Annotated in this window: 11 protein-coding genes; 6 read left to right on the forward strand and 5 right to left on the reverse strand. The window is 53.6% G+C overall.

The features are described from left to right. Nucleotide 1 precedes the first annotated feature (1 nt). Nucleotides 2-1,555 (forward strand): Hsp70 family protein, encoded by a 1,554-nt coding sequence (locus tag SPI6313_RS01265; protein ID WP_072619363.1) that lies wholly within the window; start codon nucleotides 2-4, stop codon nucleotides 1,553-1,555. An 18-nt stretch (nucleotides 1,556-1,573) separates the two neighbouring features. On the opposite strand, the gene SPI6313_RS01270 is transcribed toward SPI6313_RS01265, so the two are convergent. The 3 genes from SPI6313_RS01270 to SPI6313_RS01280 all read right to left on the reverse strand — a co-directional run bounded on the left by SPI6313_RS01270 (nucleotide 1,574) and on the right by SPI6313_RS01280 (nucleotide 6,833). Further along, complete coding sequence (locus SPI6313_RS01270; protein WP_072619364.1) at nucleotides 1,574-3,439, reverse strand: two-component system response regulator; 1,866 nt, start codon at nucleotides 3,437-3,439, stop codon at nucleotides 1,574-1,576. Nucleotides 3,440-4,046: 607 nt separating this feature from the next. Continuing rightward, nucleotides 4,047-4,277, reverse strand: coding sequence for a hypothetical protein (locus tag SPI6313_RS01275; RefSeq protein ID WP_139276428.1), 231 nt, complete (start codon nucleotides 4,275-4,277; stop codon nucleotides 4,047-4,049). A gap of 294 nt (nucleotides 4,278-4,571) precedes the next feature. Then, nucleotides 4,572-6,833 carry a GAF domain-containing protein gene (locus SPI6313_RS01280; protein WP_072619366.1) on the reverse strand — a complete coding sequence of 754 codons (2,262 nt, stop codon included), beginning with the start codon at nucleotides 6,831-6,833 and terminating at the stop codon, nucleotides 4,572-4,574. Nucleotides 6,834-7,025: 192 nt separating this feature from the next. On the opposite strand from SPI6313_RS01280, the gene SPI6313_RS01285 reads away from it, so the two are divergent. From SPI6313_RS01285 to psaK, 3 genes are all read left to right on the forward strand, one after another. Continuing rightward, a complete protein-coding gene (locus SPI6313_RS01285; protein ID WP_072619367.1) occupies nucleotides 7,026-8,420 on the forward strand; it encodes a uracil-xanthine permease family protein in 1,395 nt (464 codons plus the stop codon). Nucleotides 8,421-8,614: 194 nt separating this feature from the next. Then, on the forward strand, nucleotides 8,615-9,643 hold the full coding sequence (locus SPI6313_RS01290; RefSeq protein ID WP_175551032.1) for an aldo/keto reductase: 1,029 nt from the start codon (nucleotides 8,615-8,617) through the stop codon (nucleotides 9,641-9,643). A gap of 180 nt (nucleotides 9,644-9,823) precedes the next feature. Further along, nucleotides 9,824-10,081, forward strand: coding sequence for a photosystem I reaction center subunit PsaK (gene psaK, locus SPI6313_RS01295; RefSeq protein ID WP_072619369.1), 258 nt, complete (start codon nucleotides 9,824-9,826; stop codon nucleotides 10,079-10,081). A gap of 191 nt (nucleotides 10,082-10,272) precedes the next feature. On the opposite strand, the gene SPI6313_RS01300 is transcribed toward psaK, so the two are convergent. Further along, complete coding sequence (locus tag SPI6313_RS01300; protein ID WP_425443118.1) at nucleotides 10,273-11,073, reverse strand: tetratricopeptide repeat protein; 801 nt, start codon at nucleotides 11,071-11,073, stop codon at nucleotides 10,273-10,275. Nucleotides 11,074-11,180: 107 nt separating this feature from the next. Further along, nucleotides 11,181-11,609 (reverse strand): STAS domain-containing protein, encoded by a 429-nt coding sequence (locus SPI6313_RS01305; protein WP_245788527.1) that lies wholly within the window; start codon nucleotides 11,607-11,609, stop codon nucleotides 11,181-11,183. A 411-nt stretch (nucleotides 11,610-12,020) separates the two neighbouring features. Between SPI6313_RS01305 and ftsZ the strand changes: the two genes are divergently transcribed. Both ftsZ and thiD read left to right on the forward strand, forming a co-directional pair. Continuing rightward, nucleotides 12,021-13,235: a cell division protein FtsZ gene (ftsZ, locus tag SPI6313_RS01310; protein WP_425443120.1), complete on the forward strand. Its 1,215-nt coding sequence runs from the start codon at nucleotides 12,021-12,023 to the stop codon at nucleotides 13,233-13,235. A 6-nt stretch (nucleotides 13,236-13,241) separates the two neighbouring features. Continuing rightward, nucleotides 13,242-14,039, forward strand: coding sequence for a bifunctional hydroxymethylpyrimidine kinase/phosphomethylpyrimidine kinase (gene thiD, locus SPI6313_RS01315; RefSeq protein ID WP_072619372.1), 798 nt, complete (start codon nucleotides 13,242-13,244; stop codon nucleotides 14,037-14,039). The last annotated feature ends 54 nt before the right edge of the window (nucleotides 14,040-14,093 follow it).

Consider the following 14,093-nt stretch of genomic DNA (forward strand, 5'->3'; position numbering starts at 1 on the left):
TATGACCACGGTTGCAATTGATTTTGGTACCAGCAACACCCTCGTCAGCCTCCTTGCCCCTGACACCCAACGCCCAGAAAGTATTCAAATCGACGGCATCACCCGTCTGTTTTCCCCCGCCACCGGGCCCCAAATTCCCATCATTCCCAGCCTGGTGTATGTGCAAGACGCTCACACTCAGGTGGTCGGTGAACCGGTGCGTCGCCATCGCCTCGGTGAACGCAATCCCCAACGCCGCTTCCGGGGCTTTAAACGGGATCTGGTCGCTGCCTTCCCAACGCCGCCCCGCAGTCTAGATGGGGTGAGCTACAGCAGTCGGGAGATCGCCGAGCGGTTTTTAACCACGATTTGGCACGGTCTTCAACCCTTTGAACCGTCCAGTCTGATCCTAACCATTCCCGTCGGAGCGTTTGAACGCTATCTCCATTGGTTTAAGGCCTGGGCCATGCAGCACGGGATTGAACAGGTGCAGTTTGTCGATGAATCGACAGCGGCGGCGTTGGGGTATGGGGTGGAGCATCCCAATGCGATCGTTTTGGTGGTGGATTTTGGCGGGGGGACGCTGGATCTAAGTCTGGTGCGGACTCAGCAACACCCGACAGCGGCAACCCTCCAGGCGCAGGTGATTGCCAAAGCCGATGCGGTGCTGGGGGGGGAAGATGTGGATATTTGGATTGCGGAGGACTATCTCCAACGGCGAGGCATGGCGCGGGAATCCTTGACGATGACGGCCTGGCAGCAATTGCTCGAACTGTCGGAACGGTTAAAAATTCAGCTTTCCCAGACGGCGATCGCTTCCGAAACCTGGCTTGATGACGAGACCTTAAGGGCCGATGTGGTGGATTTAGACCGCGATCGCCTCGCCGCCATCCTCGAACGCCATTTCTTCCTTGACCATTTACGCGATGCCCTCGATACCGTGCTCCAACTCGCCCTCAATCAAGGCGTGCATAAAAGCGACATTGAACAGGTGTTACTTGTCGGCGGCAGTTGCTTAATCCCCGCCGTGCAGGACTTGATCACGGCCTATTTTGGGCGATCGCGCCTCAAACAAGACCAACCCTTCACCGCCGTCTGCCATGGTGCCCTCAGCCTTCAGCGCATCCATCACATCGACGACTACCTCCACCACAGCTACGCCATCCGCCTCTGGGAACCCGCCACCCGCACCTACACCTACTTCACCCTCTTCACCCAAGGCCAACGTTATCCCTGTGTCCGTAGCGAAGTCCTCACCCTCCAAGTCGCCAGCACCGGCCAAACAGAAATCCGCCTTGATATTGGCGAACTCGGCAGCAGCGTCGCCGCCACCGTCACCTACGACGACCAGGGGCGCATGGTCAGCCAACAACTCCAGCATCAAGCCCAATACCAAGCCCTCGAACCCCACAGCGCCACCCGAATCGCCACCCTCACCCCACCCGGAGACGTGGGCACTGACCGGATTACCGTCCAGTTTGAAGTCAACGAACAGCGTCTTTTATTGGCCACCGTTTACGATCTCCTCACCCAAACCACCCTCTTGAATCGAGGCGCGATCGCTCAACTGCAATAGCCCCTCTAGTCCCGATCCCTACCAACAGGGATTGCTCCGCAGCAACAATTCCGCCGCCGCCGCCGGCAACGGCCGCGCAAAAAAGTAACCCTGACCATATTCACACCCCAACGCCCGCAAATGTGCCAATTGATGGGCCGTTTCAATCCCTTCAGCAATGGTTTCAATTCCCAAATTATGCCCCAAGGCAATAATCGCCTGCACAATTTCTAAATTCTTCGGAGCCTCCCCAATGCGACTCACAAACGACTGATCAATCTTCAACGTATCCATCGGAAAGCGATGCAAATAACTCAGCGATGAAAACCCCGTCCCAAAATCATCCAAACTTAATTGCAGTTGGCGTAATTTTAGCTCCACTAACAACGACATCACCGATTCTGGCTGTTCAATTAACACGCTTTCCGTCACTTCAAGCTTGAGGCATGAACTATCGACTTGACTGCGATCGAGGGTGGCATCAATCCGACCGAGAAAGTTGGCTTGGGAAAATTGACGCACCGAAAAGTTAACACTCATGATTAACGGTTCCGGCGTAATTCGACTATCATGCCAATGTTTTAATTGATGGCAAGCCGTATGAAACACCCATTCACCAATGGGGACAATTAAGCCGGTTTCTTCAGCCGCAGGAATAAATTCTCCCGGCGAAATGAAACCCTTTTGGGGATGATTCCACCGGATTAAGGCTTCAAATCCAATAATTTTTCCCCGTTGCAGTGAAATAATCGGCTGATAGTGCAGCGTAAATTCATCCTGCTCTAGGGCACGACGTAAATCAGTTTCTAGTTCCAGTAAGTAACGGGCTTGATGATGGAGTTCTGCATTGAAAATTTCATAACATCCTTTACCAACGGCTTTGGCTTGATACATTGCCGTATCAGCATCGCGGAGAATATGCTCCGGATCGGTGTACAGAATCGGTTGGGTCTCTGCTGCGATCGCAGGGTTTAATTCGGTATAAAAGCGATCGCGGTTAAACACAACCCCAATACTGGCATTGATGAAAATTTCATAATCCACCAGATGAAAGGGTTGAGCAAGTTGCAGATTGAGCGAATGCGCTAAGTCGATCACCTCCTGGGCGCGATCGATGCCATCCACAAGAATCGCAAACTCATCCCCACCGAGGCGAGCTAAGGTGTCTTGACTGCGGAGACAGGTAGACAAGCGGTGGGCGATCGCCACCAGCAGACGATCGCCCACGCTATGACCCAGGGAATCATTGACCCGCTTGAAGCGATCGCAATCTAGAAATAAAACGGCAAAGCCATAACTTTCACGATCTTGGCCATACAGCAACATTGCCTGTAATCGCTCCATCAAGAGGGCACGATTTGGTAGTTTTGTGAGGGAATCATGGAGAGCGAGATACAGTAAATCTTGTTGAGCTTGCTTGCGTTCTTGAACTTCACGCTCTAGGGCTTGTGTTCGCTCACTAACCCGCGCTTCAAGTTGTTCATTCAGTTGTTCCAGGGAGGTGCGAAGTTGACGAATGATCAGTTGATTTTTAACCCGTGCTAATACTTCACCGAAATGAAATGGTTTGGTAATGTAATCAACCCCACCAACCGAAAATGCTTTGACTTTATCCAACACCTCATCCAATGCACTGATGAAAATAACCGGGACATTGGCAGTGTGTTGATCCGCCTTGAGATGTTGGCACACTTCATAGCCATCCATCCCTGCCATACAAATATCAAGCAAGATTAAATCAGGCGGCAGAGCTTTTGCGCCCATAATCGCCATCTTGCCATTAATGGCACTCCGAACTTTATAACCGTGCTGGGTTAATGCTGTTGTTAACAGTCGCAGATTTTCGGGTGTATCATCAACCAGTAAAATATCTGCTTTTGCAGTCTTCCCATGTTTCATGCTCATGACAACTTGAAGACAAACGAATCCCGAATACTGAACGGAAAGAACACGGTAATGATCTTGACTGAATTATAGTGCAAATCTAGGGCATTCTGGCGCAGGCTAAATCTCATTTTAAGGGGAGGATGACCAGAAAGTCGGTGATCCTATTTTGCAATACTTTATCTTTGAAGACTGTAGGATGGCAACTATTTCGCCATTACCATGATAGATTGTTACGTCCAGTCAAATGGTGGGAAGGCTAGGCTTAACTCTCTCGCTGCTGTTCTGTTACTGCGTATTCATCACGCTCAATTGTTGGACTCGCTTGTCTTTGATTCCCTTGAATCTTCTTGAAAAAGGGGGAATTGCTAGGTAAGGGCTTTCCGAAATCTGGCTAATGTTGTCAGTCAACCAGGGGGAATTGATCCCCAATCCACAGGGGTTATTTCAACGAGTAACGTCCGGGCAGCGAATGAGGCGATCGCACCCTAGAAGAGTTCAGCCATGGGCGGTAAGTCTCTGGCTCACCCATATCCGATCCAGACTCGCAACTTGGATTGTGTCTCAGCGATCGCTGTTGTAGTGTGAGGTGTGTTGATAACAACTACAGCGCATGCAGGAACGAAAACTAATGTCCACCGGCCCCAGAGGTGCGGCTTGGGCCACCATTATCTTGGTCAGGCTCAAACTTTTTCTGGGTGGAAGGGTTCAGGGGGTGGTCTTGCACAAAGGATATTGAGCCAAAAGCCTCTTGATGAGGTTGCTCTTGCAAATCCCATGCCTTAGCACCGGACGAACCCAACGTAATCTGGAGTCCGACCAGGGTCAAAATGCTAGTGGTGCGCAAAAGAGTCAACATGGCCTTAGATGGGTAATACAGCCTTATGGGAGACTTGTCTATACTCTTCAGTATATTCACGTACTCCGCGAATTGCAATGCGTAAATGTTAAAAAATCACAAATGTTATGGTTTGGGTAAAAATGCAGGCACTGTCACCTATGGCCAGGGTCGCACTTTATGTACCTTTAAGAAAACTTAATGCATTCATTAATAGCTTAGCGTACAACGCGATGGAGGGGAAATGTCAAGCACCGTTGCCATCCACACCAACTTGAGAGATGGATGACGGACGGATCATCGGGGATATGGGGGTTAGGCAGCCGGACGGTTCAGGGATTGCGAGAGGGTTTGGACGGTTTGCAGGATGGGCATCAGGGTTGGGCTGATGGCGGTGAGGGATTCACTGTCTTGACGGCTAAAGCCGCGCCCGGATTCATGGTTTAACAGACGAACGATCGCAACGGGCATGTTGTCAGCATCAAAGACAGGCAATAGTAACACACTTTGCAAACTGCTGAGTTGCGATCGCCGCAATCCGATTCGCACCAGATTATCGGGTAACTGGGCGGCTTTATTACTTTTTTTCGCCTCGGCACTGGCGAGCACCCGCAACGCAATGCCTTGTCGGGCAGACATGCGCAGTTCACGGGGGCATTTCCGCTGCGGATCGATCACCAATGTCCACAATTCTTGGCGGGGGCGATCGATCAGAAAAATATGACTGTGTTCGGCGGCAAATTTCCGCTGGAGGGCCAACCCTAAGCCCCGCAATACACCATAAAACGCATCATATTGGCCATCCCCCGCATCGGGGTCAATGGCGTTACCGAGTAAAATCAACGCTTGTTCGAGGATGTCCTGAGTGTCCCCTTGGGCGTTGGATTCTTTCAGGGTTTCGTGGGTTTTGGCGAATTGAAGAATCGCCCCAACGCGCTCGTTAAAGACCTGCATGGATTGGCGATCGTTGCGGTCGAAGCTGGCTTTAAAGAAGGGGGGGACTTTGGGATATTGGGCTTTTTGGTAGGTTTCGCCTTCGTAGCCAGGTTTCCGTTTGTTGATCAGTTGGCTAACGCCGAGGAATTGTCCATCGGGGCTGAGGATGGGCATACAGAGGAGGCTACAGGTGCGGTAGTGGGTTTGAGCGTCGGTTTTTTTGGCGTTTTCGGCGTTGGGGTCTTCGTAGAGGTCGTAGCCGATCACCATTGGTTCGCGACTTTGGGCCACTTGACCGGCGAACCCGATGCCCACGGGACAGCGGATCACCCCTTCTTTCGGGAGTCGAGTCCAGAGGTCGCCGCGCTTGTCGTCGTAGAGCCAGAGGGTGGAGCGATCGGCGTTGAGGAGTTCTTTGGCGGCATCCATGACCCGTTGCAGGATCATGGAGGTGTCGAGGTTGACTTGATCGAGCGATCGCGTTGCCTTAGCCAGGGCGGCGGAGGCTTGGGCGCGCTTGATCGCTTCGTAGGAGGATTGGCAACTTTCCAGGATGCGCCGAATCGGGATCACGCATTTAGCGAGTTGTTCAAGATCGCGGTGGCTAAAGCCGGTGGCTTCGCCAGTTTTGGTGATTTTGTTGAGGAGTTGGACGACGGCGATCAGGTCGAGGGCATCGTTGAGAATGGGGAAGGCGAGAATGTTGCGGGTGTAGTAGTTGTATTTTTGGTCGGATTCTTGGACGAGGCGCGATCGCGGATCATCATAGACATTATCTGGAATATGAATCACCTGTTTATGCTTCGCCACCGCCCCGGCAATCCCTTCCCCCACCCGCACCCGAATGTCTAATAACTGCCCCGTGGCATCTTCGGCAACCAGGGACCAAAGCTCTGTTCGCTCATCATTTAATAAAAAAATGCTGGTGCGATCGGCTCCCACCAATTCCCCAATTTTTGAGGTCACTTCCCGGAGAACTTCGTGGATCAGTTGATTGGCATTCACCTTTTCCTCGCCGTTTTCAATCCGGGCAATGATCCGGCTCTGGGAGGTGAGGAGGGTGCGCTCTAGTTCTTCAAAGATGCGCAGAAATTCTTCATCATCGGGGCCGAGACTGGTTTCGAGCTTTTTGATCTCGGCGCTCACCCAATCTTCATTGAAGATGGTTTCATAGATCCGGTTATGAACTTGGACGCGGCCCCGTTGTTTGGCCACCAACCCCAGGAGGCGCAGTTCTTTTTGTTCCGGGCTGCTGTCGGCGAAGACTTCTTCTTGGCGGAGAATCTTGAGATAGTACCGTAGGAGACTAAGGCTTTTGCGTTTATCCCGTTGGCTGGTGAGGCGATCGCGCAGCATTTGCAACGGTTTGAGTTGCGGATCGGTGTCCCACACCTTTAACAGGCGCGATCGGATTAAACCATCCACCCACTTTGCCTCTTCCCCGGCAATGGGGGGGCGATCGGTCTCCAGCATCATCTTGAACAGAATCTGCGTCAGCAGCGGCTCTCGCCCCGTCCATTCCAACACAAATCCCAACAACTTTTTATAGTTTTGGGACTGCGACATCAACTGTTCGGTGATTTGGATGTCGTGGTTATCCGTGCCGAACTGGGATGAAGCGGGGAAGGAATCGGTACTCATGAGATCGCACTCAATCAGACGAAAGGGGGAGTTTAAGCCTTCATTTTAGCTCACTCAGTGGAACACCCCTGGTTCTCGTCACCGGATCAAAGACAATAACATCGTAATCTTCGTTACAGCACCGCACGAAAAAATTCGCCACAGTAAACGGATCAAAATTATCAGTCCTTACTTGAAAAGCGAACTTGTGTTATGACTGCTTCCAATGAACCCACCCTTGAAACCGAATCACCTACGGAACCGGTACGGCTAGAATCGGATTTGATCTACAACTTAGAAGATCGCCCTCCTTTAGTCGAGACCGTGTTTGTCGCTCTTCAGCATGTTTTAGCAATTTTTGTCGGGATTATCACCCCCCCGTTTATTATCTGTAATGCGCTTGAACTCGAAGGCCCCGATACGACCTTCATTATTTCCATGTCGTTGATGATTTCGGGGGTTGCCACCTTTATCCAGGCGAAACGGATTGGCCCGATTGGGTCTGGATTACTCAGCATCCAAGGCACAAGTTTTGCCTTCCTCGGCCCGATTTTAGCGGCGGGGTTTGCAGCGATCGCAGCCGGTAAAACGAAAGAAGAAGCCCTCGCGGTGATTTTCGGCCTCTGCTTTTTTGGGGCCTTTGTGGAAATCTTCTTTAGTCGGTTTCTGCACTTAGCGCGTCAAGTGATCACGCCCTTGGTGACGGGGGTGGTGGTGACGACCATCGGGTTAACCCTGATTAAAGTGGGGATCACGAGCGTCGGGGGTGGAGTTCCGGCCCTGGGGACGGAATCCTTCGGCAGTGCCCAAAACTGGGGACTGGCGGCGTTGGTGTTGGTGGTGATTTTGGTGATGAATTCCTTTAATCATCCCTATCTGCGGATGAGTGCGATCGTTGTCGGCTTGGCGGTTGGCTATGCAGTGGCGATTCCGATGGGGTTAGTGGATTTCGGTCGCCTCAGTGGCTTGACAATTTTCACCGTGCCGATTCCCTTTCGCTACGGCCTAGGGTTTAGTTGGAGTGCGTTTATTCCCTTCATTTTTCTCTACCTGATTACCACGATTGAGTCCATTGGCGATTTAACCGCAACTTCAGCGATTTCGGGGGAGCCGATTCAAGGGCCGGTGTATATGCGTCGTCTCAAAGGTGGGGTCTTGGGAGATGGGGTTAATTCTTTGATCGCGGCCTGTTTTTCCACATTCCCGAACACCACATTCAGCCAAAATAACGGTGTGATTCAGTTGACGGGGGTGGGCAGTCGCTATGTGGGCTATTTTATTGCCGGGTTTTTGGTGTTGCTGGGCTTGTTTCCCATTGTGGCCGGGGTGGTGCAAATCATGCCTCAGCCGGTGCTAGGGGGGGCGACGATTTTGATGTTTGCGACGGTAGCGGTGGCAGGGGTGAAGATTCTCTCCTGTGTGAACCTGACGAAGCGTAACTCGATGATTCTGGCGGTGTCCCTGGGGTTGGGGTTAGGGGTCACGTTTGTGCCGGAGATTTTGGATAATGCTCCGGATTTGATCAAAAGTATCTTTGCGTCGGGGATTTCGACGGGGGGTTTGTCGGCGCTGGTGCTGAATCTGGTGATTCCTGGGCCGCGGGAGTGATGGGGGGCGATCGCATCGCTCATTCCTTAACCCCATCATCCAACCTTAAAAAATCGGGGTGGGGTTGAACCACAATCCAGAGCACAGAGGGCTTCAGGTGTTACCCTGAAGCCCTGTCTATTTGCTCAAGTTTCGATATCGTGGAAGCAGGGCCACAGGATGGCTCACTACTGTTGAAGCTTGGAGTTAATGTGATGCCGAAACGCCGCAATATCTTAATCGCGGGGGCTGCCTTTGTCGGTGGGCTAGTGGGCGCGACCCAACTGCCTCGCCTGGGCAAGCAAGAGCCGGATTCATCCCTAGCATTGTCGCCGGACGTGGAATCTTCAACGTCAACAGCCCCATCAACCCTGACCCTACCAGCCGATGCCACGATTCCGGAGCGGGTTTTGGGGAAAACGGGGGTGAGCGTGCCGATTTTGGGACTCGGAGGGGCGGGGCCAACGACTCCAATTAATGAAGCCGGGCGACGGGGGGAAGCGATCGCCCTAGTTGAAGCCGCCCTCGCAGCGGGAGTGCGTTATTTCGACACGGCCGCCAGTTATGGCGCAAGCGAGGAAAATCTAGGGCTGGTGTTGCCGCCGTACCGCGATCGCCTCTTTCTGGCCTCCAAAACCGCCAAGCTCGATCGTGATGGCGCATGGCGTGAACTGGAACAGTCCTTAACACGCCTCAAAACGGACTATCTCGACCTCTGGCAACTCCATCACATTTCCTTCACCGACGAGATCGATCGCTTCACGGGTCGCAACGGAGCCGCCCAAGCCTTCACCGAAGCGAAAGAGCAGGGCATTGTCCGCCATCTGGGTATTACCGGCCACCACGAACCTGATGCGATCATCGCCGGTCTGCGCCGCTACCCCTTTGATACGACCTTAATCCCGGTCAATGCCGCTGATCCGCACCATCCGCGCCCCTTTATTCCGTCGGTGTTGCCCGTTGCCCAGGAGTTAAATGTGGGGGTAATTGCGATGAAAGTGCCCGCCTACGGACGGTTGTTGAAGCCGGGGGTGCTGGCTTCGATCACCCAGGCGTTTGGGTTTTCCCTGTCGCAACCGGGAGTCCATAGCTCGATTATTGCGGCGGATAGCCCGGAACAGTTGCGGGAAAATGTGGCGGCGGCGGCGGCGTTCCAACCCTTAACGGCGGAGGAACAGGGAGCGATCGCAGCCCGCGTCCAAAACCATTGGGAAGATAACAGCTTTTACCGGGCTTGGACTTAGGTTCGGCTGGCTGTGAACTTGAAGACCCATCTGCATGGTTCAATTCGTTTACATTTCTTAGGGAAAACGGGGCATTTGCATGAACAATTGCAACGCTATGTAATGAAAGCCGATGTTTCGAGATAAAACTTGAGCATTACACACTTATTTGAATGACGGTTTTCAGGAGTTTTAGAAATCATGGTTTTATCCCTACTTGCAACGATGCCGACCACAGTGGAATGGACTCCGATGGTGGGTGTCGTGATGATTGTTTGTAATGTGGCTGCGATCGCGATCGGTAAGTTCAAAATTGATCAGCCCAGTGCAGGCCCCACCTTGCCCATGAGCAACATGTTCGGCGGCATGGGCTTCCCGGCATTGTTGGCCACCACCAGCTTTGGCCATGTCCTGGGCATTGGCGTGATCTTGGGCTTGGCCAACATGGGGATCATCTAGTCCCGTTGATTCTGACGTGCCATTGGCGTTGAGCTTGAATTCCATCAGACTATCGTAGGACGCGATAGTCTGTTTTTTTGCAAGCTGCTCGTAGTGCGAGGGTCTAGCTCGCTGACCTCGTTCAGATTCGGAATGAGTGAGCCAGAGGCTCACACTCCCCTCGCTGTCATTCTTTTGAGCTGAATTGTGAATCAATTCAGGGTGAGAAACCGTTCTAATGCTGCGGCCACTCGCGGGGGCCAGCGGCGCACCGTTCGCACCCATTCAATATCGCTGTAGCGGCGATCGAGACCCATGGCCGCCACCCAATTACTTTCGGCCTCGCCCTGCTGATGACTGTCCCACAGCACAGCGGTGAGGGCGGCACGCAGATCGGGGAACATGGGATATTTCCGCACGAGATTCCGCATGGTTTGGATCGCGGTTTGGTCGTCGCCGAGTTCGTAGAGGCTGAGGGCGTTATTGGCTTGGGCGAGGGAAAATTGGGGTTCGAGTTCGATGGCGTGGTTGTAGTCGGCTTGGGCGGCGGCCCAATCGCCCCGGCCCGCTTCGGCGTTGCCACGATTGTTATAGGCGATCGCATCATCGGGATCGAGTTCGAGGACGCGGTTATAGTCCGCGATCGCATCATCCCAGCGGGCTAACCCTTCATAGGCAATCCCCCGGTTTAAATAGGGGTCAGGCGCATCAGGGGCGAGGCGCATCGCTTCATTAAAGTCCGCAATGGCGGCCTCTAACTTATTTTGACTGACCCGCGTGCTGCCGCGATTGCTCCACACAGCGGGATTGGTGGGAAATTGTTGAATTAATTGCGTCCAAATGGCTTCGGCGGCCGTGAGGTCGCCCTGTTGCAACGCCTCGATCGCCTCACCGGCCAAGGATTCCCCGGCGTTGACGGCTTCGGCGGTTAAGGGGGCAGCGATCGCCCCCTCAAAACTCCCTAGGCAAAACAGCAGCACCAACCCCAACCCCGCGATCAGCATCGCCCTGATTGTCTTTGTCCCCCACTGTCTTAATCGTTGCACCGCCCCACTCCTATTGTTGACTGATGATCAATCCTGTTGAAAGCGATCGCGCTCTTGAGCCGGTGCGATCGCCTTCAACATAATAACAAGCGAATTTTCTCGCCTAAGACCTCATCGATAGTTTCAAGAAACTCAAACCGAGGTGACAACTCCGTAATATCAAGCATATAGCGCACCGACTGCTTGACATGGATCAAGTACAGCCGGCAGTGATGTTGACGGGCAGCCCGGCGAATCATCATCAACGCCGTCAAGCCAAAATGATCAATCACATTCACTTCGACGAGATCAATCACCCAAATGGAATGTTCTGCGATCGGCTTCAAATTCACCACCCGCTGTTGCAGCATCGAAGCCCCTTTAATATCTAAATTTCGCTGAGGACGAAGAACCACATTCATCAAAAATGCTCCTAAACAGTATTCTGGTTCAATATCGCTCACCCTGATCCAAACGTTCCACAGGTTGCCCCGCCGCTGCTGCACAGGAACGGTGCTCGACATTATCTCCTCAACATGCCCAGTATGTATAGCACTAGCCAGGGCAGTTAGGACATTCAGAGACTCTGGAACAAGGGGTTTAAGCCCCTTACCTGTCCTAACGAATTTGTCCACTGCTATTAGTCGAGCACTGGGGCGAATCTTGGTTGCGCATCAAGCCGGAACTGACAGGCTTTGTTGATCGCTGCGCTCAGGAACCCGCCCTCAAGATTAGGCCAAAATGAGGTGACGATGACATCTGCGATCGCAATTCCCCACCAATCCATTGATCCATCAACGTGGGAAAACTCCCTTGGTAGTAAACTAAACCCTATTGATACGAGTAGAATCTAAAAAATTAAACCTGTTGAACCAATAGCGGAACTTCCTGTACCTGTGGCTAGTAACACACCCTTTAATAATCCGGGGTTATCCTTGCCCCACTCCAACGAATATCCAACCCCTGAACCTGATCAAACACGGCCAGATACGATCATGCCTACTAACGTTGCTCGCATTAAAGTGATTGGTGTCGGCGGCGGGGGCTGCAATGGCGTCAACCGCATGATCGCCAGTGGGATTACTGGGGTCGAGTTTTGGGCGATTAATACAGACTCCCAAGCCTTAGAAATGTCCTCTGCCTCCAAATGCCTCCAGATCGGTCAGAAGTTGACCAGAGGACTGGGCGCGGGTGGTAATCCGGCCATTGGCCAAAAAGCAGCGGAAGAATCTCGCGATGAAATTGCGGCCGCCCTCGAAGGCACAGATCTCGTCTTTATTACATCTGGGATGGGGGGCGGTAGTGGTACCGGAGCATCGCCAATTGTGGCCGAAGTCGCCAAGGAAATGGGCTGTCTCACGGTGGGCATCGTTACACGTCCCTTTACCTTTGAAGGCCGACGGCGCACCACCCAAGCCGAAGAAGGGATCGCCGCCCTCCAAAGTCGGGTAGATACCCTGATTGTGATTCCCAACAACAAACTGCTGTCGGTGATCTCGCCGGAAACTCCTGTGCAGCAAGCCTTTTTCGTGGCGGATGATATTCTGCGCCAAGGGGTGCAGGGGATTTCCGACATCATCACGATTCCGGGCTTGGTGAATGTGGACTTTGCCGATGTGCGGGCGATTATGGCCGATGCGGGGTCGGCGTTGATGGGGATTGGGGGCGGATCGGGTAAGTCCCGTGCCCGTGAGGCGGCGATCGCTGCCATTTCTTCCCCCCTCTTAGAATCTTCGATCGAAGGGGCCAAGGGAGTCGTCTTCAACATCACCGGGGGGGCAGACATGACCCTCCATGAAGTGAATACCGCCGCTGAAACCATCTACGAAGTGGTTGACCCCAATGCCAATATTATTTTTGGGGCCGTGGTGGATGAAAAAATGCAGGGCGAGTTGCAAATTACAGTGATCGCCACGGGGTTTAACCTGGGTGATGCCCCAAAAACGCCGAGCAGTAGTCGCAGTAGTTCAGCACCCAAAGCCCGCCAAGCCATGAATCCATCGGGGGCTTCATTGCCGAAGCAGCCGCCCGTACCCCCGATGCCGCCGCCCCAAGCGCCGACGATGCCGCCCCCCCCTCAACCGCAACCCGGCGGTGGGGGCTTGGATATTCCGGAGTTTCTGCAACGGCGACGGTTTCCGCGCCGCTAACGAGCCATGACGATCCCGACGGTGTTGACGATCGCAGGGTCTGACAGTGGTGGTGGGGCGGGGATTCAGGCCGATCTCCGCACCCTGGCGATGCATTGTGTCCATGGCATGACGGCGATCACCTGTGTCACGGCTCAAAATACGATGGGGGTGAGTCGCGTCGATGCCCTGCCGCCGGAGGCGGTGGTGGCCCAAATCGACGCGGTGCGATCGGATATCGGCATCACGGCGGCGAAAACGGGCATGCTGTTGAATGGCGAGATTATGGCGGCGGTGGCGGCAGCGTTGACGGCCCATCCGATCGCCAATCTGGTGGTTGATCCGGTGATGGTGTCGCGGGCGGGAGTGCAGTTGATTGAGGATGGGGCGATCGCAATTTTGCGCGAGCAGATTTTTCCCCATGCGGTCTTGCTCACCCCGAATCGCTACGAAGCCCAAATTTTGGCCCAGATCGAGATTCATGACCCCGACACCATGCAGGCTGCCGCCCAGCGAATTTACCATGACAGTCAAATTCCGGTACTCCTGAAAGGGGGCGGTTTTACGGATGAACTGCGGGGGGTGGATCTCTGGTACGACGGGCAACAGTGGGATTGGCTACGGGTTCCGGCGGTGGCGACGACGCACACCCACGGCACGGGCTGCACGCTCTCGGCAGCGATCGCCGCGAACCTCGCCTTGGGGTACGATCGCCTCACCAGTGTGCGCCGCGCCAAACAGTATGTGACCCAAGCCCTCCACCATAGCCTCGCCATCGGTCAAGGCACTGGCCCTGTGGGGCATTTTTACCTGAATAGACGATAGCTTGAAAGCCCTGTGGCTTTAGCCCAGGGATGAAAAGCAACGGCGGCTTTAGCC

It is taken from the genome of Spirulina major PCC 6313, assembly GCF_001890765.1.
Taxonomy (GTDB): Bacteria; Cyanobacteriota; Cyanobacteriia; order Cyanobacteriales; family Spirulinaceae; genus Spirulina; species Spirulina major.